The 23,302-nt window shown below is 69.4% G+C and carries 17 protein-coding genes; 5 read left to right on the top strand and 12 right to left on the bottom strand.

Annotation, left to right across the window (positions count from 1 at the left end; translation table 11 throughout):
- Nucleotides 1–71: 71 nt before the first annotated feature.
- The 3 genes from AC6RUA_RS16505 to AC6RUA_RS16495 all read right to left on the bottom strand — a co-directional run bounded on the left by AC6RUA_RS16505 (nucleotide 72) and on the right by AC6RUA_RS16495 (nucleotide 3,719).
- Nucleotides 72–2,348 carry a dipeptide ABC transporter ATP-binding protein gene (locus AC6RUA_RS16505; RefSeq protein WP_499815843.1) on the bottom strand — a complete coding sequence of 759 codons (2,277 nt, stop codon included), beginning with the start codon at nucleotides 2,346–2,348 and terminating at the stop codon, nucleotides 72–74.
- The gene (locus tag AC6RUA_RS16500; protein ID WP_499815842.1) at nucleotides 2,345–2,560 is read right to left on the bottom strand and encodes a hypothetical protein; all 216 of its coding nucleotides are present in this window, start codon (nucleotides 2,558–2,560) and stop codon (nucleotides 2,345–2,347) included. Before AC6RUA_RS16500 ends, AC6RUA_RS16505 begins: the two co-directional genes overlap by 4 nt.
- Before the next feature lie 61 nt (nucleotides 2,561–2,621).
- On the bottom strand, nucleotides 2,622–3,719 hold the full coding sequence (locus AC6RUA_RS16495; protein ID WP_499815841.1) for a Gfo/Idh/MocA family protein: 1,098 nt from the start codon (nucleotides 3,717–3,719) through the stop codon (nucleotides 2,622–2,624).
- Between the two features lie 136 nt (nucleotides 3,720–3,855).
- On the opposite strand from AC6RUA_RS16495, the gene AC6RUA_RS16490 reads away from it, so the two are divergent.
- The 3 genes from AC6RUA_RS16490 to AC6RUA_RS16480 all read left to right on the top strand — a co-directional run bounded on the left by AC6RUA_RS16490 (nucleotide 3,856) and on the right by AC6RUA_RS16480 (nucleotide 8,496).
- Nucleotides 3,856–4,623 (top strand): IclR family transcriptional regulator, encoded by a 768-nt coding sequence (locus AC6RUA_RS16490; protein ID WP_499815840.1) that lies wholly within the window; start codon nucleotides 3,856–3,858, stop codon nucleotides 4,621–4,623.
- A gap of 1,056 nt (nucleotides 4,624–5,679) precedes the next feature.
- Entirely contained in the window at nucleotides 5,680–7,002 is a 1,323-nt protein-coding gene (locus AC6RUA_RS16485; RefSeq protein WP_499815839.1) for a nickel pincer cofactor-dependent isomerase, group 22, read from the top strand.
- A gap of 237 nt (nucleotides 7,003–7,239) precedes the next feature.
- On the top strand, nucleotides 7,240–8,496 hold the full coding sequence (locus AC6RUA_RS16480) for a mandelate racemase/muconate lactonizing enzyme family protein (protein WP_499815838.1): 1,257 nt from the start codon (nucleotides 7,240–7,242) through the stop codon (nucleotides 8,494–8,496).
- Between the two features lie 48 nt (nucleotides 8,497–8,544).
- Here the strand turns inward: AC6RUA_RS16480 and AC6RUA_RS16475 are convergent, their stop codons facing one another.
- From AC6RUA_RS16475 to AC6RUA_RS16455, 5 genes are all read right to left on the bottom strand, one after another.
- Complete coding sequence (locus AC6RUA_RS16475; protein WP_499815837.1) at nucleotides 8,545–9,702, bottom strand: hypothetical protein; 1,158 nt, start codon at nucleotides 9,700–9,702, stop codon at nucleotides 8,545–8,547.
- Between the two features lie 530 nt (nucleotides 9,703–10,232).
- Nucleotides 10,233–11,150, bottom strand: a complete 918-nt coding sequence (locus AC6RUA_RS16470) for a dihydrodipicolinate synthase family protein (RefSeq protein ID WP_499815836.1) — start codon at nucleotides 11,148–11,150, stop codon at nucleotides 10,233–10,235.
- Nucleotides 11,151–11,209: 59 nt separating this feature from the next.
- Nucleotides 11,210–12,730 (bottom strand): sulfatase, encoded by a 1,521-nt coding sequence (locus AC6RUA_RS16465; RefSeq protein ID WP_499815835.1) that lies wholly within the window; start codon nucleotides 12,728–12,730, stop codon nucleotides 11,210–11,212.
- 96 nt (nucleotides 12,731–12,826) lie between these two features.
- Nucleotides 12,827–14,083: a mandelate racemase/muconate lactonizing enzyme family protein gene (locus AC6RUA_RS16460; protein WP_499815834.1), complete on the bottom strand. Its 1,257-nt coding sequence runs from the start codon at nucleotides 14,081–14,083 to the stop codon at nucleotides 12,827–12,829.
- 151 nt (nucleotides 14,084–14,234) lie between these two features.
- Nucleotides 14,235–15,050, bottom strand: coding sequence for an SDR family NAD(P)-dependent oxidoreductase (locus tag AC6RUA_RS16455; RefSeq protein ID WP_499815833.1), 816 nt, complete (start codon nucleotides 15,048–15,050; stop codon nucleotides 14,235–14,237).
- 117 nt (nucleotides 15,051–15,167) lie between these two features.
- On the opposite strand from AC6RUA_RS16455, the gene AC6RUA_RS16450 reads away from it, so the two are divergent.
- Entirely contained in the window at nucleotides 15,168–17,144 is a 1,977-nt protein-coding gene (locus AC6RUA_RS16450; protein ID WP_499815832.1) for a hypothetical protein, read from the top strand.
- A gap of 239 nt (nucleotides 17,145–17,383) precedes the next feature.
- On the opposite strand, the gene AC6RUA_RS16445 is transcribed toward AC6RUA_RS16450, so the two are convergent.
- Entirely contained in the window at nucleotides 17,384–18,802 is a 1,419-nt protein-coding gene (locus AC6RUA_RS16445) for a sulfatase family protein (RefSeq protein ID WP_499815831.1), read from the bottom strand.
- Between the two features lie 72 nt (nucleotides 18,803–18,874).
- On the bottom strand, nucleotides 18,875–19,654 hold the full coding sequence (locus tag AC6RUA_RS16440; RefSeq protein WP_499815830.1) for an IclR family transcriptional regulator: 780 nt from the start codon (nucleotides 19,652–19,654) through the stop codon (nucleotides 18,875–18,877).
- Between the two features lie 195 nt (nucleotides 19,655–19,849).
- On the opposite strand from AC6RUA_RS16440, the gene AC6RUA_RS16435 reads away from it, so the two are divergent.
- Nucleotides 19,850–21,289, top strand: a complete 1,440-nt coding sequence (locus AC6RUA_RS16435; protein WP_499815829.1) for an arylsulfatase — start codon at nucleotides 19,850–19,852, stop codon at nucleotides 21,287–21,289.
- A 49-nt stretch (nucleotides 21,290–21,338) separates the two neighbouring features.
- Here the strand turns inward: AC6RUA_RS16435 and AC6RUA_RS16430 are convergent, their stop codons facing one another.
- Nucleotides 21,339–21,725 carry a Rid family detoxifying hydrolase gene (locus AC6RUA_RS16430; protein ID WP_499815828.1) on the bottom strand — a complete coding sequence of 129 codons (387 nt, stop codon included), beginning with the start codon at nucleotides 21,723–21,725 and terminating at the stop codon, nucleotides 21,339–21,341.
- Nucleotides 21,726–21,824: 99 nt separating this feature from the next.
- Nucleotides 21,825–23,267 carry a sulfatase family protein gene (locus AC6RUA_RS16425; RefSeq protein WP_499815827.1) on the bottom strand — a complete coding sequence of 481 codons (1,443 nt, stop codon included), beginning with the start codon at nucleotides 23,265–23,267 and terminating at the stop codon, nucleotides 21,825–21,827.
- Nucleotides 23,268–23,302 lie beyond the last annotated feature (35 nt).

Raw genomic sequence — 23,302 nt, 5'->3', positions numbered from 1 at the left:
CCACGACAGGGACCGACGCGGACGCCGACCGACCGCGGTGAAACGGGACGGAGAACGGGCGTCGCGCGAGTTCAGTCGTCGGCGCTCTGGGGTGGGGAGTCGCCCGACTCGATGTCCCCGAGCGAGGCGTCCTCGTCTCCGACGATGGAGGGACTGTCCCAGTAGTCGTGGTCATCGCCGTACGCCCGGAAGCAGGCGGCCCGCTGGGTTCCCTCGACGGTCCCCCCTTCCAGCGTGGGCGAGCGCTGCCGGCAGACCTCCCGCGCCTCCGGACAGCGGGTGTGGAACCGGCACCCGGAGGGCGGGTTGGTCGCGTCGGGGATGTCGATCTTCCGGACCGGCGGGTCGGAGATGTCCTCCGCGTCCGGGTTGAGGTCGGGCGTCGCCCACATCAGCACCTTCGTGTACGGGTGCTGGGGGTTCTCGAGGACCTCCTCGGCCGACCCGATTTCGATGACGCGGCCGAGGTACATGATGCCGATGCGGCCGTCGGTCTTCTCGGTCAGGTATCTGGCGTTCGAGAGGTTGTGGCTGATGAACAGGAACGAGGTGTCGAACTGCTCCTGGAGTTCCAGCAGCAGCCCCATCATGTCCACCCGGAGCGAGACGTCGAGCGCGGAGACCGCCTCGTCCGCGAGGATGAGGTCCGGGTTCATCAACAGCGCACGCACCAGCGCCACCCGCTGCTTCTCCCCCCCGCTCAACTGGTGCGGGAAGCGACCCGCGTAGTCGTCGGCCGGCTTCATCCCCACCCGCTCCAGCATACCGTAGATGCGCGCCTGTCTGTCCTCGGCGGTCATGTCGGGCTGCCAGGTCTTCATCGGTCTGGCGAGGGCGGCCTTCACCGTCTTGTTCGGGTTGAGGCTGCTCCCGGGGTCCTGGTGGATTATCTGGAGCGCGCGGCGAATCTCCTCGTGCGGGATGGTGACGTCGCCGTTCCCGTCCTTCGCCTCCCAGACGTCCTGTCCGCGGTATCGCACGCTCCCGCCGGTGGGTCGCTGGAGACCGATGGTCGTCTTGCCGAGCGTGGTCTTCCCACAGCCCGACTCGCCCACCAGCGCCACCACGTCGTTCGCGCCGATGTCGAGGTCGACGCCGTCGACCGCCTCGACGGTCTCGGGGTCCGAGAAGAAGTCGAACAGGCCGGTTCCCTGCTCGAAGTGGACCTCGACGTCGTCGAGCGACACGATGGGGTCGTCGGACGCCGAAGACGCCGAGGACGCGCCCCCGGTCCGGGCGGTGCTCGCTCCGGCCGCCTCCCGCTCCTCGGCCCCCTCCGGGGTCGCGCCGACGTCGAACTCGGTGATGCTGAGCGGAATCTCCTCGTCGACCTGCTCCCAGTAGTGGCACGCCGCGAACTGCTCGCCCGCGGTCCGTGCGAGCGGCGGGTCGTCGGTCCGGCACCGCTCGTCCGCGAGCGGACACCGCGGGTGGTACGAGCAGCCCTCGGGGACGTTGACCGGGTCGGGGCTCTCGCCGGGGATAGGCCGCATCCTGTCCACCGGGGTCTCGAGGTTCGGGGTGGCGTTGACCAGCGACCGGGTGTAGGGGTGTTTCGAGTCGAGCAGCACCTCCCGCGCGGGACCCGCCTCGACGAACTCGAAGGCGTACATCACCGCGAGCCTGTCGGCCAGGTCCGCGACCAGTTCGAGGTCGTGGGTGATGAACACCATCGTCAGGTCGTACTCGCGCTGGAGGTTGTCCAGCAGCGCGATGATGGAGCGCTGCATCAGGAGGTCGAGCGCGGCGGTCGGCTCGTCCATCACCAGGACGTCGGGTTCGAGCACGAGCGAGAGCGCGATGAGCGCCCGCTGTTGCATGCCGCCCGAGAGCTCGTGTGGATACGACGAGAGCACGCGCTCGGGAGAGAGGTAGAGGTCGGCCAGAAGCCGGTGGGCGCGCTCCATCCCCTCCGGTACGTGGGCGTCGTGGACCTTCAGCGTCTCCCGGAAGTGGTCCTCGATGGTCATCGTCGGGTTCCACGAACTCATCGCGCCCTGGAACACCATCGCGATCTCCTCCCAGCGGAGTCGCCTGAGTTCCTCGTCGGTCAGTCCGAGCAGGTCGACCTCGCCGCCGTCCGCGGGGTAGTAGGTGATGTCGCCCGAGAGGATACCGGGTCGAACGACCGCGTCGAGCAGCGCCGACGCGAACATCGACTTGCCCGACCCCGACTCGCCGACCACCCCCAGAATCTCCCCCCGGCGGATGTCCAGGTCGACGCCGTCGAGGACCTTCGAGTCACCCCGCTCCATGTCGAAGCTGACGCTCACGTCGCGGACGCCGAGTACCGGGTCCTCGTCGCTCTCGGCCGTTCGGTCCGCCGGACCGGCGTCTTCGTCGCTCATGGCTGGTGGTCCGAGACCGTCGGCGGGGCGGACAGCGACCCCGACTGCGGTCGTCGCGTACTCCGGTCGCCCCGTCCGAACTCTCCGGCGAGTGCGCGCCCTCTGCTACCCCTCGCACCCCGTCGCTCGGCGTCGCGGTCGAGCGGACGGCGGGTCGCGCCGCCGGTCGCGGTACTCGGGTCGACGGCCCGCCGCCTCGTTACGTCAGTCATTACCGTGCCACGGTTCGGCACAGTGGGTAATGAATGTTTCCTCGAGACCGCGCCCGCGCGCTCACCAGGACGTTATCTCGATGTCGCGCAGGGGCCGGTCGAGCGGAATCTCGACCTGTCCGCCGGTGTAGTGGGAGACGTAGAAGCCGACGATGATTTCGAGCGAACGCAGCGCCTCGCGTCCCGTCGACGCGTTGGCGGCGTCGCCGTCGAGGAGCGACTGGACGTGGCGGGCGGCGTTCTCGAACGCGCCCCGGTAGTCCTCGTCCCACGTCCACGCTCCCTCGATGCCGGGGAGCGGCGTCTCGACGTGGTCGCCGTCCTCGAGGCGCCAGTAGCGCCACTCGCCGTCGTCGTTGTTCATGTAGAGTTTCCCCTCGCTGCCGACGAACTGGAGCGTCATCGACGAGTCCGCCCGCGGGACGGTGCAGTCGACCGTCGCGAACGTCCCGTCGTCCATCAGCACGAACCCGCCGCCGGCCGAGTCGTCCACGGCCCGGTCAGCGTCCAGCGAGTCGACCGCCTCGTTCTCGCCGGAGACGTACCCGCTGACGCGCTGGGCGCGCGAATCGAGGAGATAGACGAGCGTGTCGAGCAGGTGCGTCGAGTTGCGAAGCAGTTCCATCCGGAACTGCGTCGAGACGGAGTGGACCTCGCCGAGCAGCCCCTCCTCTCGAACGAGCGCGTGCAGACGCTGGAGTTTGCTCGTGAATCGAAACGAGTGGTTGACGACGAGTTCGGTGCCGGTCTCGTCGCACACGTCGATCATCTCCTCGGCGTCGGAGACCGACGAGGCGATGGGCTTCTCGCACCAGACGACGGCCGGACTCGCGTCCGAGCGTGCGGCGCTGACGACGTGGTCGTGGTGGTACAGCGACGGCGTGCAGACGGAGACGACGTCGAGGTCCTCCTCGGCCAGCATCCGCTCGTGACCCAGGTACCGCCGTTCGGGGGGGATGTCCCACGCGTTCCCGAACGAGTCCAGTTTCTCGGCGTCGATGTCGGCCACTGCGGCCAGTTCGATGTCGGACGTGGCGCCGTAGCCGCCGGCGTGACTGGCGCGGATGCGCCCGTTCCCGATCTCGTCCGCGTCGTGCATCCCGAGGATGCCCATCCCTGCGATACCACCCGTACCGATGATCCCCGCACGATAGCTCATTGCGTGACTCGACTACCTCGTTCCGGAGGAGACGTTATCAAGATTGCGTCGCTTCCGCTTGAATCGACGGACTCCGGGCGAGTGCCCAGTAGTTCTGGACGAAAGTTTATTATTAGTCAAGAGCGAAGCGCGACGCATGGGCGAGACGTCCGACACCCCACCCGTCAAGACCGCTCGAACCACCTTCCGGATTCTGGAGGCCATCAAGGCTCGCGACGAGGCGACGGCGACGGAGTTGACCGAGGCGATTCCCCTCTCGAAGAGCAGCATCCACAACTACCTGAATACGCTGGAACGCGACGGATACGTGGTCCGAGAGGGGAACAGCTACCGGGTGGGACTTCGACTCCTCGACCTCGGCGGGTACGCACGACACAAGGAGCGACTCTACCAGAGCGCCAAGGACGAGGTGAGGAAACTGGCCGAGGAGACGGGCGAGATGGCGAACCTGCTCGTCGAGGAGCACGGGCGCGGCATCTACCTCTACCGGGCGAACGGGGAGAACGCCGTCACCTCCGACTCGTACATCGGCCACCGCGTCTACCTCCACAACACGGCGCTCGGGCACGCGATTCTGGCCCACATGCCCCGCGAGCGAGTCGAGGCGGTCGTCGACAGACACGGTCTCCCCGCGGAGACGGAGAACACGATTACCGACCGTGACGCGCTCTTCGAGCGACTCGAACGGGTTCGAGAGGAGGGAGTGGCGTTCGACGACGAGGCGCGCCTCGTCGGTCTCCGGTGCGTCGCGAAACCGATAATCGACAAACACGGCGTGGTGGAGGGTGCGATCAGCATCTCGGGCCCGAAGAGTCGATTCCAGGGGGACCGGTACCGGGTGGGCCTCCCGGAACGACTGGAGAGCGCCGCGAACGTGATAGAGCTCAACATCAACTACACCTGACCCACGGACGCCCACGCGCTACTCCCACCGACTGTTTCCGCCCAATCCCAGTATCAGTAGCACGGCCGGGTCGCCCGTCACCGATGCCGGTTCTAAGAATACTTCACGCTCCTCCAGCAGAGTGATCGGTTCCACAGCAATCCCACCGGATTATCCAGTATCACTAAATAATAGTTCAGAATAACGCGGCGGGAGGGTGATAGCATTTACGACCGTGATGTTTACGGCCCGTCTCGGTCGCGGCCCGAGTCCGACAATCGACCACCGGAACCGGAGATTGCGTGACATGGTACCAAATGTCTCTGATGATGTGTGGGTTCGATGAGTCGAGTAATTCTGCATCTTAGTTCAGGTTAACTGGAGGGAGGGAGTCGCGAGAGGGCACGCCGGAACAGCCATTACAACGGTATCTGTGTAATCGAGAAGCGGTGCCGGAACCGCAAGAGGAACCGTCGACCGACCAGCGCGCGCCGAGATGCGGGGTCGACCACCGAGACGGGTGACGTCTATCGGACGGCGCGGACGAAGACGAGAACCCGAGACTAGTACGTCACGCGCTCCGCCGCGTACCGGGGGGAGGTTACCGGATGAAGCCGGACGAACTGGGTGTTCGGTTCCATCCATCAGATACCGGAAACGAGAGGGTTTCGCTCGTCCGGTCGAGTCGATTCCAGTCCGAACCCGAATGCGGGTGTCGATACGCGTCTCGGAGCGCACCGGGGGCCGAACGCTGTCACGGACGGTGGAGCGGACCGCTCGCGCGGAGGCGTGCGGGTCGAGCGACGAAACGGACGACCGGTCTCGGCGACCCGACTCCTACCGTGAAGCCTCGGTCGGCGCATATCTGGTGACTTCGTGTGATACCTGTACCGTTTACAGTTCCGACCGAACCCGCTCCACCCAGAGGGGAGGAGCGGTGTGCTCCGTCGGCGTGCGGACGAGACGGGAGCAGGGGCGGTCCCGCCACCTCCCACCCGAGCGGGCCGCTGTCGAGTCGACCGCTGACGGGACGAGCGTCCGACCCACTTATCTGTCCGTCGGTCCATCGGTACCGGTATGAGCCGAAACGAACTCGTGGTTCCCGAAAGCGCGGTCCTGGACGCCTGCGGGGACGTGCCGATACCGGAGATGGGGGTCATCGAGCAGGTGTGGGAGACGGACCCGATTCCGACGACCGAAATCGCGGACCGTGCCGCCGCGGCGGTCCGGTCGCTCTCGTTCGACGACGTCCCCGACGGGGGAGAAGTGGCGCTCGGAGTCGGGAGCCGCGGTATCGCGAACCTGGCGACCATCGTCAGCGGCGCGGTGGCGGGCGTGAGAGCCGCCGGCTACGAGCCGTTCGTCTTCCCGGCGATGGGGAGCCACGGCGGTGCGACCGCGGAGGGGCAAGTAGAGATGCTCGCGGAACTCGGCGTCACGGAGGAGTCGGTCGGCTGTGAGATTCGGTCGAGCATGGACGTCGTCGAGGTGGGACGCACCCCCGAGCGCGACGTCCCCGTCGTCGTCGACGCGAACGCCGCGGGCGCGGACGGAATCCTCCCTATCAATCGGGTGAAGCCGCACACCGACTTCGACGGAGCCGTCGAGAGCGGTCTCTCGAAGATGCTCGTCATCGGGATGGGCAAACAGCGCGGAGCGAAAATCGCGCACGAGTGGGCGGTCGACTGGTCGTTCAGGGAGATGATCCCCGAGATAACCGAACGACTCCTCGCGTCGCTGCCCGTCGTGGGCGGGGTCGCCGTCGTCGAAGACCAGCACGACGATACGGCTCTCGTCGAGGGCGTCCCCCCGAGCGGGTTCCTGGACAGGGAGCGCGAACTCCTGCGGCTGGCGTACGACATCATGCCGAAACTCCCGTTCGAGGACCTCGACGTCGTCGTCGTCGACCGGCAGGGGAAGGACGTCAGCGGGCAGGGCATGGACACGAACGTCATCGGTCGTCGGCCGTTCTCGATAAACGAACCCGAACCCGACGCGCCGACCGTCAAACGCATCTACACCCGCAGCCTGACCGACGCGACCCACGGGAACGCGATGGGCGTCGGGTCGGCGGACGTCGTCCACGCGGACGTCGCGGCGGACGTCGACGCGACGACGACGCTCATCAACGCGCTCACCGCGAGCACCATCCGCGGCGTGAAACTGCCGCCGGTCGTGGAGACGGACCGTGCGGGACTCACCGCCGCGCTGTCGACCATCGGCGTCGTCGACGACCGGACGGTCCGCGTCGTTCGGGCGACCGACACGATGCGGCTCCACCGTCTGTACGCGTCGACGGCGCTTGTCGAGGAGGCTCGCGAGCGCGACGACCTCCGAGTGGTCGAGGAACCGACCCCGGTCGAGTTCGCGGACGGCGAGTTCTCGTCGCCGTCGCTCTGAGTGACCGGCGCGGCGGTCGCGCAGACCCGAGTCGGGACCGACTCGGCCCGGCGCGGTGGGCCCGAGCGACGCGCTCGGCGCGTCTCGTCGGGTGTTTCCTTCGACGGGAGGCGACCGAGTGAAGAGAGTCACGAGTGGTGAACCGGGGTCGTCTCGTTCGGGTGCCGGACCGGGAGAACTGACCGACTGGTTGCGTCGAGCGAGACCGTTAATACCCCGTTGGGAGTCGTCCGACTCGTGAACTCCGAGTTGCGAGTGCGGACCGTCGACCGGCGGACGGTCGAGGTTCCGTTCCGAGCGGGAGTCGCTCCGCACATGCGGCGGATGCTCCCCGACTGGCGGTTCTTCGAGGTGTGCGAGGTGGAACTCGCCGACGGCACCGTGGGTCACGGCGAGACGATGCTGTTCTACCCGTGGATAGAGACGACGGCGGACGCCGCGGCCCGGGTGGAGGGTGAGAACGCCGCCGGACACCTGTGGGACGACTCGCTGGGCGACGGTCTCCAGATGGCGCTGTTCGACGCGGTGGGCCGGTCGCTGGGCGTCCCCGCGCACGAACTCCTCGGGGATGCGGTCCGCGAGTCGGTGCCCGTCTCGTGGTGGTGCATCGATATGCCGGCGGACGACTGGGTCGCCGAGGCGACCGAGGCCCGGTGTCGCGGTTACGAGAGCCTGAAGGTGAAGGCCCGCCCGTGGTGGGACCTCCGCGAGACGGTCGGAGCGCTCTCCGAGGAACTCCCCGACTCGTTCCGCGTCGGTCTCGACTTCAACACGACGCTCGTTTCCGCCGACCGGGCGCTCCCACTGTTGACCGACCTGGCCGAGTACCCCCAGGTGCGGGCGTTCGAGGAACCCATCGACCGCGAGGACGCCGCGGACTACCGTCGGATACGCGAGACCACGGACGTCGCTATCGCGCACCACTTCAACTACGAGGACCCGCTCGGCGCGCTCGCGGCCGGCACCGCCGACGAGTTCGTCCTGACCGCCGGCGCGACGGGGATGCGGACGGAGGCGGCGACGCTCGCGACGGTCGGCCGGCCGCTGTGGTACCAGCTCGTCGGCACCGGTCTGACCGCGGCGTGGGGACTCCACGTCGCCGCGACGCTCGACGCCACGATGCGTCCGGGAATCAGCTGTCACGAGGTGTTCGACGAGACGCTCCTCGACGCCGAGATTCCGGTCTCCGAGGGCCGGATACCCGTGCCCGACGGGCCGGGGCTCGGCTACGACGTCGACGCGGCGGCGGTCGACCGGCTCGAGGTCGACGTGACCGAGACGACACCGGACCCCGAGCGCCTCCTCGCCGTCTCGTACCCGGACGGGCGGACGCTCTACTTCGCGACCGGGCGGCAGCTCAGGTCGTACGCGCAGGCCGGGAACCTGCCGGTCGACCGGCGAGGCGTCGAGACGCGGGTCGTCCCCGACGACGGGAGCGACTGGTGGCGGGAGACGCGCGACCGTGTCGCGTCGAACCCGGGTGCGGAGCGGTAGCCGACGGGCGGTCACCGCCGCGTGCTGCGACCGCGTGTCGGCCCCGAGTCAGGCGAACGCCTCGGACAGCCAGTCGAGGTGCGTCTCGGTCATGAACCCGTGGTTGTAGACCGAGAGCTGGTCGACCGACTCGCCGTCGATCGCGTCGACGAGCGCGCGGAACTGGCCCTCGAGCTCGACGATGCTCGGGTCGAGCGTGATGCCGGCGTCGACGGGACAGGAGACGCTCCGGCGGAGCGTGCGGATGCGGTCGCGCGCCTCGTTCGGGTCGGAGACGTAACACATCGCCATCATCCGGTCGAGGACGCCGTCGAGGTCGGTGATTCGGAGCCCGTTCGGCCACCGGCTGTCGGGCGAGAACCCGCCGACGTACGCGCTGAGGCGGGCGCCGTCGGTCCGGTCGGCCATCCGCTCGGCGAGGTCGGTGATGACCGCGCCGCGGAGCGCGAACAGGTCACGGAGTTCGGCGTGCTCCTCGACGAGGTCGCCGAGCGGCAGCGGGTCGACCGTCGGGTCGCGGAGCGTCTCCGCGAGAACGTCTCTGACCGTCTCCTCGGCGGCGTCGATGTCGACGCCGCGCTCGCGCGCCTCGGTGCGGCACGCGTCGCAGAAACACTGCGAGAGGAGCGTGCTCTCGGCCGCCGTCAGGTCGAGTTGCCCCTTGTCGTGGCCGTGGTCGACCCCGTGGTCGTGGAAGGCCGACTGGTAACGGAGCGCCTCGAGTTGAATCTCCGCGACGCCGCGGGCGTCGAGCGCCTCGACGAGCGCCGCGTAGTAGGTCCGGACCTCGTCGTGCGACGGACAGAACGCGTGGTCGTGGGCGTCGCCGAACGCGCTCTGAATCCGGTACTCCGGGTTGGCGGCGGCGAGTCGAGTGCCGTGGAAGCAGACGGTCCACCCGTGGACGTCCATCCCCTGTGCGGCCGCCGCGTCGACCACTTCCGCGACCGGGTCGTCGGCGCCCGCGACGTCGTTCGGGAGGGGGTCGATGGGCGTCCCGGAGAACCGCTCGGGGTCGGGGTCGAAGTAACAGCCGGCCGGATACTCCACGAAGAGCGATTCCGGGAAGCGGGGCTGGAGCGCTCGAATCGAGTGGTAGTGGCTCGCGAGGTTCACCGCGCCGACGCCTCGGGACGCGAGGTCGCCGAGTGAGTCGTCGAGTCCTTCCTCGTAGAGGTTCCACGGGTACGTCCAGACGGAGTACATCTACCGGTCCGGTGACGGAGGAGCTACATAGCTCTTTCCGCGTCCCGGCCCTCCCTCCACCCCGAGACGGTGCCGGGACGCGGCGGCCGTCGGTTCACGAGATGTGACTCGGGCGGGCGGGAAACACCTCGCCGCCCGGCCGTCGGAACGGGGCCGGCCGGGCCCGGCGAGAGAGCGGTTCCGAATTACAGACGTACGTGCGTAATCGATAAAGGACGAAACAGGGGCACCGTACACCTCCGGCGTCTCCGGGAGTAGCGAGGGTGCTCGGGGCTCTCGACTCGACTCGTAGTAACGAGGGGTGAACTGCAGAGCGGCCTCGCCGCCGCCGAACGAACTGCGGGCGCGAGACGGAAGGACGTCGGCCGGTGAGCGCGCCCACCTGCCCGGCCACCGCTCCTCACGAGGGCGAACCCCACCGGCCTGTCGTACCGCCCGTTCCGAACACCTCGAAAGTTCGTTCACGTCACGTGACCGATATCACCTCGACGGCGGAACGGACGGCGGAGGACGGGGGCGACGGCCGGTCGTCACTCCGTCGTCGTTCGGGCCACCTGTCCCCGTGCACTCACCTGCCGGTGACACTCGTCGAGGCGGGTACGAGCCCGTTCACCGAGCGTCGACAGCGGCGGTATCGGGTCCCCCACGTCCCGACCCGACTGGCCGAGGAGGTACTTCAGGCCCGACGCGGTCGGGACGGATTTCGTCGCGGCGACGACGGGGTTCGAGACGGCCCGCCAGACGTCGACGGCGGCGTCGCGGTCATCGGCCCGGTGCGCCTCGTAGACGCGAGCGAGCGCTTCGGGGTACACGTTCGCCGGACCCGCGACGAACCCGTCGGCGCCGATGTCGAGCGCGGCGACGGCGAGTTCGGCCATCCCCTGTAGGACGGCGAACGAGTCGTCGGTCGACTCGACGAGTCGCTGGTGGTGGGCGACGTCGCCCGTCGAGTCCTTGATGCCCACGACCATCTCGTTGTCGGCGAGTTCGGTCACGGCTTCCACCGGCAGGTGATTGCCCGTCAGCGACGGGATGTCGTACAGGATGATGGGCAACGGCGTGTCCGGCAGGAGGAGTTCGTAGAAGTCGACGAGTCCGTCGGCGGACGCGTCGAGGTAGTACGGCGTGACGACGACGGCCGCGTCCGCGCCCGCCTCCGCCGCGTCCGAGATGAACGCGCGGACGTCGCCGACGCTGGTACCGCCACAGCCGGCGAGGACGGGGACGTCGCCGGCGTGGGCGACGACCGTCTCGACGACGAGCGAGCGCTGTTCCCGCGAGAGACTCGAGAACTCTCCGATGGAGCCACACGGGAAGAGCGAGTGGACTCCCCCGTCGACGAGGAACTCGGTGAACGATCCGAGCGCCTCCGTGTCTACGTCGAGCGTCCGGTCGGTGACCGGGGTGACCATCGGTGGAATGGCTCCCCCCAACTGCAAGGGTTGCATGAAACTGTATACCGCGGCACACCTTTAAAAAGGTTGGTGGCGAGGTGGGTACCCGGTCGTCAGGAGTCGAGGCCGAAGAACTCCACCTGCTCGGACGGAGCCCGCATCTCCCGGAGTTCGGTGCGGAGCGCGCGCCGCATGCGGGCGGCAGTCTCGGGGTCGTCGTCGGCCAGGTCCTGCTCCTGGCGGGGGTCCTCGCGGGTGTCGAACAGGAGCGGGTCGGTCCCGCGTGGGTTCGACTCCCCCGGGTACCGCCAGACGGGACAGTCGGCGTAGGGAACCGTGTCGGGGACCGCCTCGGACTGGGGTTCGGGCGTGTCGAACCAGTCGTTCGGCCGGAGCATCGCCGTCGAGTAACAGTAGGGCGTCGCGTCCGGTCTCGGCGGGTGGTGGTAGGTGTACCGCCCGTCCGTGACGTTGACGCTCGACCCCCAGTAGCCGTAGAGGGCGTACTCCCGGTGGGTCGACTCGTCCCCCGTCACCAGGGGCTGGAGACTCCGGCTGTGCGGCGCGGACGACCCGACGCCGAACGCGTCGAGGACCGTCGCGTGGAGGTCGACCGCGCTCGTGAGCGCGTCCACCCGCGCGGGCCCGCCGTCGGGGTGGTAGACGAACAGCGGCGTGTGCGCGAGCACGTCGTATATCGGCGCGCCGGCGGGTTTGCCCATCCAGCCGTGTTCGCCGAGGTAGTGGCCGTGGTCGGAGGTGACGACGAGGAGCGTGTCCTCCCACGCCCCGGTCCGGTCGAACGCGTCGAGCAGGCGGCCGAACCACCGGTCGACCATCGTGAGTTTCCCCGCGAACTGCGAGCGGACGAACCGTACCTGCCGGTCCGTGAGCGCGCTGTCGCCCGCGTCGATGCGGCCGTACAGCGGCCAGTTCGGGAGGTCGGGGTCCGTCGGGTCCTCGTCGGTGTACATCGACGCGTACGGCTCCGGACAGTGGAACGGCTCGTGAACGTCGAAACTGTCCACGTAGAGGAACGAGCGGTCCAGGTCGCGGCTCTCGCGGAGCCACGACGCCGCGCGACCGAACACCTTCGGGGCGAAGAAGTCCGTCTCGTCGAGTTCGTCGAACCGCTCGACGTTGCGGGCGTATCGGGCGCGGTTCCGGCCGGCGTCGCTCTCGGGGTCGATTGCCGGCCGGGTCTGCGCGAGGAGTCGGGCGTCCGGGTCGGCGGGGGTGGTGCGCCACCGGTCCGTCTCGTGGCCCCTGACGAAGTCGAACCCGTCGAAGTCCTCGTAGTAGCCGGCGCTCCCGTGCTGGAAGTAGTGGTAGTGGTCGGTCACTAGCTGGCTCGTCACGCCCGCGTCGCGCACGGCGGCCGGGAGCGTCGTATCGAACGGTTCGACGGGCCCCCACGGGCGCCAGAGGAAGCCCATCGTGCCGGTCAGCCACTCCCGCCGGGCCGGCATGCACGGGAGGCTCCCGGCGTAGTGGCGCTCGAACACCGCCGCCCGCTCGGCGAACCGGTCGAGGTTGGGCGTCCGGAGGTCGACGTCGAGGCCCCGGTCGTACGCGCTCAGGAAGTGGCGATTGAGGCTGTCTATCGAGACGAGGACGACGTTCTCGACTGTCATGGCTACCAGTCCCGCCCCGGCGTAAAGAATCCACCCCCGGGGAGCGGAGGGTCGCCGCGACACGCGGCGCCCGTTCGGCGACCCGACCGCCTCGCCCTACTCGTCGTCGGTCCGCCTTAGCGCCCCCGCCCGGAGGGACGCCCATTCGTCGCTCCCGTCGTCGGGGACGAGTCGGGTGTCGACGCCCCGTTCGTACAGGGGCACGTTCCCCGCCTGCGCGTGGCTGCGGAGGTGGTGGCCGCTCGCGAAGTGTTCGATCGAGCCGTCCGCCCACGTCACTTCGAGGAGGCGGGCCGGGTCCGGTCGCTCGGACGGCCGGTCGACCGCGTACCGCGCGAGCGCGTCCCGGTCGAGTTCGACGCCGAGACCGGGTCGGTCGGGGACCGGCGTCGTCCCGTCGGAGACGGGGAGCGGGTCGACTAGGACCGAATCCGCGTACAGCTGGTGACACGTGACGGCCGGCCAGACCGCGGCTTCGGTGACGGCCCCCAAGTGGACGCAGAACGCCGCCGTCAGTTCCGTCCCGACCAACTGGAGCCACAGCGGGACGTCGGCCTCCGCGCAGACGGCGACCTCGCGGCGCGTCTCCGCGGCCCCGCCGGTCAGCACGTAGCCGTCTGCGACCCCCTCGGTGAGCGCCTCCCACGGCGGTTCGTAGCCGTAGTGGTGCGCGAGGCTCGCGTCGACCGCGTCGCGGATGCGGCGGTTGTCGGCGTACTGCTCCTGGAGCACCGGCTCTTCGAACGCCTCGACGTTGTCGTACGCGTCGAGGTCGCGGAGGACCGGAATCGCGGCGTCGGCGTCGGGGAACGTCTTGTTGAAGTCGATACCGACGCGGAACGACGGCGACAGTCGCGACTCGACCGCCTCGAGTTGCGCGCGGACGTCGAACCACGGCCGTCCCTTGAACTTGAGGCGCTCGTACCCCGCGTCGGCCGCCGTGGCCGCCTCGGCCGCGAGCGCCTCCGGCGGCATGTCGATGGCCCACCACGCGAGCGGCATCTCGTCGCGGACCGCGTCCCCGAGGAGTTCGTGCGCGGGGACGCCCAGCGACCGACCCACCGCGTCGAACAGCGCCATCTGGAGGCCCGCGCCGAGCGAGTCGTCCCAGAGGTGGCCGGCGGGGTTGGCGCCGGTCAGACGGTCGACGGCCGCGTCGGTGACGTGTTCCCACGTGTAGTACAGCATCGTCTCGCCGACGCCGACGGTCCCGTCCGTCAGCTCCACCTCACATATCTCGAAGTAGGGCCAGTGGGGGAGCTGACGGTGCATGTGCGGCTCGACGTGCTCGCGGAACGGCAGTTCGACCACGGTTCGCGTCACCTCGCGGACGCGCGGGGCGTCGTCCGTCACGGCGGCCCCTCCGGGTTCGGTGGTGAGCACGGGTCGCTCGTCCGTGGGAGCGAGTGGAGCCGCGTCCCGTCCGGAACGGTGAGAACGTTCGCTGGCACGTCAGCGGGTTTCCCGCCGCCTCGAATAACTCTGTCGCCGGGTCGGGTGACCGTCAGAGGTGCGAGTCGGGCGCCGGCTTCCGGCTGATGAGCCGCCCGCCGTCGCAGTTGATGGTCTGGCCGGTGATGAAACTGCTCTCCGGCGAGGCGAGGAACGCGACGGCGTTCGCCAGGTCGTTCGTGCGCCCCCAGCGGCCGACGAGCGTCAGCGCGTCCGCGTCCACCTCCGGCGGTACCTGGTCGCGCGCCTCCTCTATCGGGACGGCCGCGTCCTCGTCGGTCCCCTGCCGGTAGGCGCCGACGTGGAGCGTGTTGGCCGTGATGTCGGCCTCCGCGGTGTCGGCCAACTCGAGCGAGAGCGCGCGGACCAGCCCCTCGAGCCCGGCTTTCGCCATCGCGTACGTCACCGACCCCTTCCACGGCGAGTGCGCCTGTATCGCGCCGACGTTGACCACGCGCCCGTAGCCGCCGTCGAGCATGTGCTCGTACGACTCCTGCGCGAGACGGAGCGGCGCGACGAGGTTGACCGCGAGCGTGCGGTCGATGGTCTCGCGGCTCATCGACGCCGCGGGTGCCTTCGAGGGGTCGACGGCGTTGTTGACGACGACGTGCGGCCCGCCGAACCGCTCGTTCGTCGCCTCGACCAGCGCGACGATGTCGTCGTCGTCCGCCAGGTCGGTTGGGACGTACGCGCCGCGCGAGCCGAGTTCCTCGACGCGGTCGATGACGGCCGCCGAGCGGCTCTCGGACCGCTGTGCGATGACGACGTCGGCCCCTCGCCGGGCGAGCGCCACGGAGATGGCGGTCCCGGTGTTGCCGGCGCCGCCGGTGACGATGGCGGTTCGACCGCTGAGGTCGTGTTCCTGCATACGCCTCCCCATTCCCCCGTCCCGGTATAAATCTCCCGTCGGTTCGGCGGGAATCCGCCGAGAGGGCGGAGGAACGTTTAATTTCTCCCCTCTCGATGCACCCACCGTCGATACGCGATGCCCACGGACACTCCACCCGACGACGAGTTCACGAACCACATCTGGGTCGGCGGCGGCGACTTCAAGACCGACGCGTTCCGCCGGAACATCCTCCCGTTCGCGAAGCGCCACGACTTCACGCTCGCGCTCACCGACTACTCGATGGACCCCGACGCCGCGGGGGTGGAACGCCGGCCCGTCATCGAGCGACTCCACGGCGAGGGAATCGACGTCTGGCTCGGAACCGGCATCATCCCCGGCGGGCACGGCGGTCCGAACGACGGGCCGACGTTCACCGACGAGGACCTCCTCGCGGACGAGTCGAAACTCGACCACTTCCTCTCGTGCATCCGGCAGTCGGCCGCGGCCTACGAGGAGTTCTACCCCGAGGGGAAGGTCATCCTGATGCACGAGGAGCCCATCATGAGCAACTGGGCGGGCGACACGTACCGCGAGCGTGCCGAGAGCATCGTGGAGAACGGCCCGCAACTGTTCGAGGCGATGAAGGGCGCGGTCAAGGAGGTGAGCGAGGACCTCCAGGTCGGCTTCTTCCCGCACGACATCGTGATGGCCGACCGGGACCACTCGACCGTCCCCATCTGCGAGCGGCTGATGCCGAAACTCGAGGAGCGCGGTGCGCTCCCCGACTTCGTCTACGTCGACTCGTACCGCGGCTGGTACGAGTGGGCGACCGGCCACGAACCGTACAACCAGTTCGTCGAGAGCATCCTCACGAACCTGAAGGAGTACACAGGCGGCCGGCCGGTCTACTACCTGGGTGCCGCACACAGCATCAACAACAACTACACTCCCTCGAAGCAGGCCATCGCCGGCAACCTCCAGACCACGCTCGACAACGACGTCGACGGCGCCGGCTGGTACTTCCGGACGCGGTACAAGCGGACCAGCGAGCGCAACTACGACCCGTACGTGCCGAACCTGGGCGAGATCGACGACGAGTCGCAGTTCACGTCGTTCACGGGGAGCCGCGACCGCCTCCTGTTCGCGAACCTGCTGCTCGTGGAGCGCCGGGACTCGTTCGACCCCGCCGACCGGTTCGACCTCTGGGTGTACGGCGAGGACTTCGACTTCTACGAACACGGCCTGTCGCTACGGACCGCCGACGGCGACTGGGAGTTCGTCGGCGACTTCAACGGTTACAACGACGGCGAGACGCCGTACGCCGGCGCCGACCGGCGGAAGGCGTCCGTGTTCCACGCGCTCGACCGCGACCGGTTCCTCGACGGCGGCGAACTCTCGGTGCGCGTCGAGGGCGGGGGCGACGGGGGCACCTTGGAGGCCGTCTACGCGATGCCGTACTTCGAGACGGACGTGTACGTCACGGAACTGGAGGCGACGGACCTCGTCGAGACGGACGCGACCGACGGCTACAGGCTGGGCGCGTGGGAGGGGGTCCGCCCCCTCGACCCCGGCGAGACGTTCGAGACCACCGTCTCGGTCTCCGAGCGAGCGGGGCCGCTGGAGGAACTCGTCCACGGCGACCAACCCGAGGCGTTCCGGCGGATGCGCGCGCTCGAGGCCGACGGGTCGACCCGCGAGTACTTCGACCTCTGGGTCGTCGGCGACGACCTGACAGGCCTCACCGCGCGCGCGAACGGCGAGGCCCTGCGCGCGTACGCCGACGACGCGGCCGCCGGGGCGTTCGACGGGGGCGTCCGCGCGGTGGCGTACCGCGGGATACCGAAGTCGGAGTTCCTCGACCCCCACGCCGGGGGCGAACACTTCGACCTCGAACTCGACGGCGACTGGGGACGAGTCACGGGCGCGTACGCGATGCCGTGTCACGGCGCGACGGCGTTCAAGACCGACCGCGAAGTGGCGGCGACCGTGGCGCGCGACTACGAGGGCGCGGGCCAGATACAGACGTTCGCGCTCGGCTGCCGGACGTGGCCGGACGGCGCGTCGCTCGCCGACGGCGTCGAGACGTGGATCCACGTCCCGAACCGCCGGTCGGTGGGCGGCGCGCGTCACTGAGTCCGTGCGAGGTGTTCGTCCGCCGCGGCCCGACTCGGGTACGGCAGGGATGCTGGCTCCCCCGGCCCGGCGACTCAACCGTCGGCGGACTTCGACGCCGTCTACGCGGTGCCGTACAGCTGGGAGCGACAACTTCGGAGCGGCCGTCCGGTCCGCCGAGCTGATGGTGACGGACGACCTACCGCCGCGAGCAGCCTCCCCCACCGCGACGGCGTGTAGCTCCCCGCCGACTGCGGACGCTATCGAAGCGCCGCGGCGGGGTCCTCGTCGAGCGAGCGCTCGATACCCGCCAGCCGGTCGAGCAGTTCGCGCCGCTCGGTCGCGTGGTCGGGGTGGTCCCAGAGGTTGTCGGCGTCGTCCGGCCGTACCGTCCGGTCGTACAGTTCGTACGCCGGATTGCCGTGCGGGTCTTCACCGCGAATCAGTTTGTAGTCGCCGTCGACGACCGCCACGCCGCTGCTGTGGTCGACGAACGTCCGTCCGCTGACGTCGGCGTCCGGGTCGCGACACAGCGGCGTCAGGTCGCGGGACGGCGTCGGGACGTCGTGGTCGACGTCGCACCACGAGAGCACGCTCTCGAACAGGTCGAGCGTGTTGACCACGCGGTCGCACGTCTCGCCCGCGGTCCCCGAGGGGTGGTCGACGAGCAATGGGACGCGCGCCGACCCCTCGTACATGGTGCTCTTGAAGAACCAGCCGAACTGACCCGCGTGGTCGCCGTGGTCGGCGGTGAACACGATTGCGGTGTCGTCGCGCAACCCCTGCGCGTCGAGTTCGTCGAGGACGCGACCGACGCTGTGGTCTATCATCTCCACTTGCCCGTAGTAGGCCGCCAGCACCTCCCGGTACCGCCGCTCGTCCCAGCCGTACCGCTCGAAGTGGGTGAACACGCCGCCGGCCTCGGCCTTCTCCTGTGCCACCGGCTTGTCGTCGATGGCGACGTCGAGTTCCGGCGGGAGCGGTATCTCGTCGGGGTCGTACCGGTCGGCCCACCGACCCGGCGCCCGCATCGGCTGGTGGGGGCCGAAGTAGGACGCGAAGCAGAAGAACGGCTCCTCGCGGTGTTCGCGCAGGTACTCGCGGGTCTCGTCGCCGACCCACGTGTTCGAGTGCTCCGCCTCGCTCCGCCAGTCCGACCCGAGGAGGAACCGCAGCATGTCGCGGTGCTCCCCGTACGCCCCCTCGTCGGCGCTGGCGCGTCGCACCACCTCGGAGACGTCGCCGCCGTACGACTCCTCGGCCAGCCACTCGACGTAGTCCGAGAAGTACGGCTTCTCCGGGTAGTAGAGGTCGTTCATCGAGTCGTGGCGCCGGGTGTACTCAAACCCGTGGGCGCCGTGGGTGGGGACGAAGTGGAGTTTGCCGACGAGCGCCGTCTGGTAGCCCGCGTCGGCGAGCAGGTCCGGGAGCAGCGCGACGCCGTCGTCGAACGGCTCCCAGTTGCCCTCGACCCCGTTGTTCCGTGGGTACCGCCCCGAGAACAGTGCCGCGCGCGACGGGCCGCAGACGGGCGACGGACAGTACGCGTCGGTGAACTGGACGCCGTCCTCTGCGATGCGGTCGACGTTCGGCGTCTCGACGACCGGATGGTCGGCACAGCTCAGCGCCCGGTAGTGGTGCTGGTCGGTACAGATCCAGAGGACGTTGGGCCGGCTCACGTGCGGGTCCATACGCCACCCGATAATAAAATCGCGGGCGAGGGGGGTCGGGACGACCGCTCGCACCCCCGCTTACGCCTGCGCGCCGTTCACCTGGACGACCGTCGCCGTGTTCTCGAGGACCTCCGGAATCTCCTCGTAGAGGTGTTCGCCCTTCATCCGCGAGATGGGACCGGCGACGGAGATGGCGCCGAGGAGGTCCCCCTCCGTGCTCTCGACAGGAACCGCCGCACACCGGAGTCCGCGGAGTATCTCCTGGTCGTCGAACGCGACGCCGCGTTCCCGGATGGCGTCGAGTTCCGCCAGCAGTTCGTCGCGGTCGGTGATGGTGTGTTCCGTCTGTGGCGGCATGCCGCGCCTGTCGAGGATGTCGACGACGCGCTCGTCGGGGAACGACGAGAGGATGGCCTTCCCGACGCCCGTGCAGTGGAGGTGCTTCCGGTCGCCCACGTACGAGGCGGTCCGGACGGCGTTCTCGCCGCGCGCCTTGTGGACGTAGATTCCCCACCCGTGTTCCTCGATCATGAACTGGGCGAGTTCGCCCGTCTGTTCGGCCAGTCGGTCCACCTGCTCGCGCACCACGTCGTAGACCGGGACGTTCTGCTTCGCGTACTCGCCGAAGTCGAGGAACCGGAGGCTCAGCCGGTACTCGTCCCCCTCGCGCGTGACGAGTTCGTTCTCGTACAGCGTCGCGATGTGGCTGTGGACCCCGGCCTTCGAGACGTCGAGTTCGTCGGCGAGTTCCGTGACGCCCGCCCCGTTGAGCCGCCGGAGGGCCTCCAGGACCCGGACCGAAGTGTTCACCGCGTCGATGGTCCGCCACGGTCCGTCCCGCTTGTTCGTCTGCGCCATGTCCCCTGATTGGAGTAGGGGTAGTTAACTGTTCGCCTCGTGTGAACACGAGACGGGGAAGCTACCGGGTCGTCAGCCACCTCGATTCGGTCCCTGGGGGCGTCCCGGACGTTCGCGGGGAGCGAACGTCCGGCGCCCGACTCCCCGCCGTTCCCGTCCCGCACACTCATGTGGGACCCCGTTCAGTGGGGTGGTATGTACCGGCCGAACGTCCTCCTCGTCACCACCGACCAGCAGCGCGGCGACTGCCTCGGCGCCGACCCGGCCGTCCCGCGCGACGAACACGGCGACCCGCTCGTCTCCACGCCGAACCTCGACGCCCTCGCCGGCGAGGGCGTCCTGTTCGCTCGGAACTACACGCCGGCACCGTCGTGTATCCCGGCGCGTCGCTGCCTCCGGACGGGACAGACGCCGGCGACGAACGGCTGTCCCAACTGGACCACGGACGCCTGGGAGTTCGACCACACGCTCTCCGGAGAACTCTCGGAGGCGGGGTACCAGACGGCGCTCGCCGGCAAACTCCACTCCCAGCCGTCGCGGAACTCGCTCGGATTCGACCGAATCGACCTCCAACCCGGCGCCGAGTACGACGCCGCCCTCGGCGAGCGACTCCCCGACGGCATGGACGAGTACGACCACGGACTCGGGCCGAACGACTGGCTCGCGCGCCCGTGGCCGTACGAGGAGCCGCTCCACCCCACCGTCTGGACGACGAACCGGGCGGTCGAGTTCCTGGAGCGGCGCGACCCCACCCGCCCGTTCTTCCTCAACCTCTCGTACCTGAAACCGCACACGCCGTTCGACCCGCCGCGGGACTACTGGGAGATGTACGAGGACGCCGCGATACCGGACCCGGCCGTCGGCGACTGGGTCGAGGAGACGCACGGCGACCTGCTCCCGTCGCACCCGCCGACGGACGCGTGGTGTGGCGACCTGTCGACGCGGGCGAACCGCCGGGCCAGGGTCGGCTACTACGGCCTCGTCACGCACGTCGACCACCAGGTTCAACGGGTGTTCGACGCGCTACGCTCGCTCGGTCTCTGGGAGGACACCCTCGTCGTGTTCACCTCCGACCACGGCGAGATGCTCGGCGACCACCACCTCTGGCGGAAGTGCTTCGCGTACGAGGGGTCGGCGCGCGTCCCGCTCGTGGTCAAACCGCCCGCAGGAGTCCCGGTCGACCGCGGTCTGGTGGTCGACCGCCCGGTCGGGCTGGAGGACCTGATGCCGACGGTTCTGGACGCGACCGGGGTCGCGATTCCGGACACCGTCGAGGGGTCGAGTCTCCTCTCGCTGCTCGACGGCGGGTCGGCCGACTGGCGCGAGGCGTACCACGGGGAACACGGTCCCATCTACCACCCGGAGAACGCGACGCAGTTCCTCGTCGACGGCCGGTGGAAGTTCGTCTGGAACCCCGTGACCGACGACCGGCTGCTGTTCGACCTGGCGTCGGACCCTCGCGAGGAGACCGACCGGAGCGACGACCCGGACGCCGCCGACGAGCGGGAGCGACTCGAGTCGCGCCTCGTCGAGCGTCTCGCCGACAGACCCGAGGGGTTCGTCTCGGACGGGGACCTCACCCCGACCGACCTCCGGTTCGCCGGCGGCCACTACACGGGCTACCGGGAGTCGTAGCGGGGCCGGCCGGTCGTCGCCGGTCCACGCTCACCGACGCCGGAACCGGTTACACCCGGGCGATGGCCTCGATCTCCACCTCGATGTCGCCCGGGAGGCGGGCCACCTCGACGCAGACGCGCGCCGGCGGGTCCTCGTCGAAGAACTCGGCGTACGCCTCGTTCATCGCGTCGTAGTCGTCCATGTCCGCGAGGTACACCGTGACCTTCACCACGTCGTCGAGCGACGCGTCGGCGCCCTCGAGGATGCCGGCGATATTCCGTATCGTCCGCTCCGTCTGCGCGCCGATGTCGCCGTCGACGCGCTCCATCGTCTCGGGGTCGGTCGGCCCCTGCCCGGAGACGAACACGAAGTCGCCGCTGACCACCCCCTGCGAGTACGGGTTGTCGTTCTGCGGTGCCGCCGCCGTCGAGACCGGACGCTTCCTGTCTGACATGCGTTCGCCCGGTCGGGCCCCCGGAGCATGAAGCTTGCCGCGCCGGGGCGGGTCCCGTACCGGGTCGGGCTCCGGGCCGCCGCACCTTCCGCGCGCCCGTCACCACGCGCCCGCCCGTTCGGGGAGCGGGTCGACCGTCCGCGCCATCCGGTCCGCGAGCCGTTCGAGCAGGTCTCGGCGGACGTCGGCGTACGACGGGTCGTCGGCCCGGTTGACGCGTTCGGGTGGCTCGCCCTCCAGGTCGTACAACTCGTCGGGGCCGTCCCCGTGGTGGCGGACGAGTTTGTACCGGTCGGTCCGGACCATCGTCGCGTACCGGGGCGGGTCGTGCCGCCGGTTGGCGTTGTAGAACTCGCAGTAGACGTCCTCGCGGTGGCGGTCGAGCGACTCCTCGCCCGCGAGCCGGGGCCAGAGCGACCGGCCCTGCGTCCCCGGGGCGCGGTCGAGGCCGGCGGCGTCCGCGAGCGTCGGCGCGAGGTCCGCGAGTTCGACCAGCGCGTCGGTCTCGCGGCCCGCCGGGAGGACGCCAGGCCACGAGCAGACCAGCGGCACCCGGACGGCGGGGTCGTAGAAGTACAGCCCCTTCCTGTAGACGCCGTGGTCGCCGAGCATCTCGCCGTGGTCGGAGTGGAAGACGACGAGCGTCTCCTCGCGCTGTCCCGTCCGGTCGAGGGCGCAGAGCATCCGCCCGACCGCCTCGTCGACCAGGTCGACCATCGCGTAGTACGCTGCCCGGACGAGGCGGTGCTCGCGGTCGGACAACCCCTCGGCGGTCAACCCGTCGCCGCGCGCCGCCTCCCGCTGGACCGCCGGCTTGTCGTCGAGTTCCGACGGGTCGTAGTTCGGGAGGGGGACGGCACCGAGGTCGTCGAGGTATCGGTCGAGGTACGCTCGCGGCGGGTCGAACGGGTGGTGGGGGTCGAAGATGTTCACCGAGTAACACCACGGCGCGTCGGCGTCGGCCATCGTCTCGACGAACCGCTCGGCCGTCCGGGCGCACCACGTCGACTGGTGGTACTCCGGCGGGACGGACGTGGACACGTGTGGGGAGCCGTCGACCGGCGTCCGCTCGTACTCGACGCCCTGCGCGCGGAGCCACTGGCGGTACTCGTTCGCGGGCCGGTCGTCGCCCGGCGACGCGGACCACGCGAACGCGCCGTAGCCGTCGTCGAGGCGGCGAGCCGGCTCCTCGTGGACGGCGGCTCCGGGGTCCGCGTTGGTCGGCGAGAGGTGGAGTTTCCCGACGAGTCCGCACTCGTAGCCCGCGTCGGCCAGCCGACGGGGGAGGAGTCGTTCGCCCCGGGGCATCGGCTGGCCGTTCTGCCGGCACCGCGTCGTCCGCGGGTAACGGCCGGTGAGGAAGCTGGCTCGACTCGGCGTGCAGACGGTGCTCTGCGTGAAACACCGGTCGAACCGGACTCCGTCGGCCGCCAGCCCGTCGATGGCCGGCGTCTCGACCAGGTTGTTCCCGTAACAGCCGAGCGTGTCGTAGCGCTGCTGATCCGTGCATATCCACAGGACGTTCGGTCGGTCGCACTCCATTGTCTGGGGACTCGCGGCCGTCCCCCAATACTCTG

The sequence above is a fragment of the Halorarum sp. SLYT50 genome (assembly GCF_059821265.1).
This window is presented reverse-complemented; position numbering and strand designations above follow the sequence as displayed.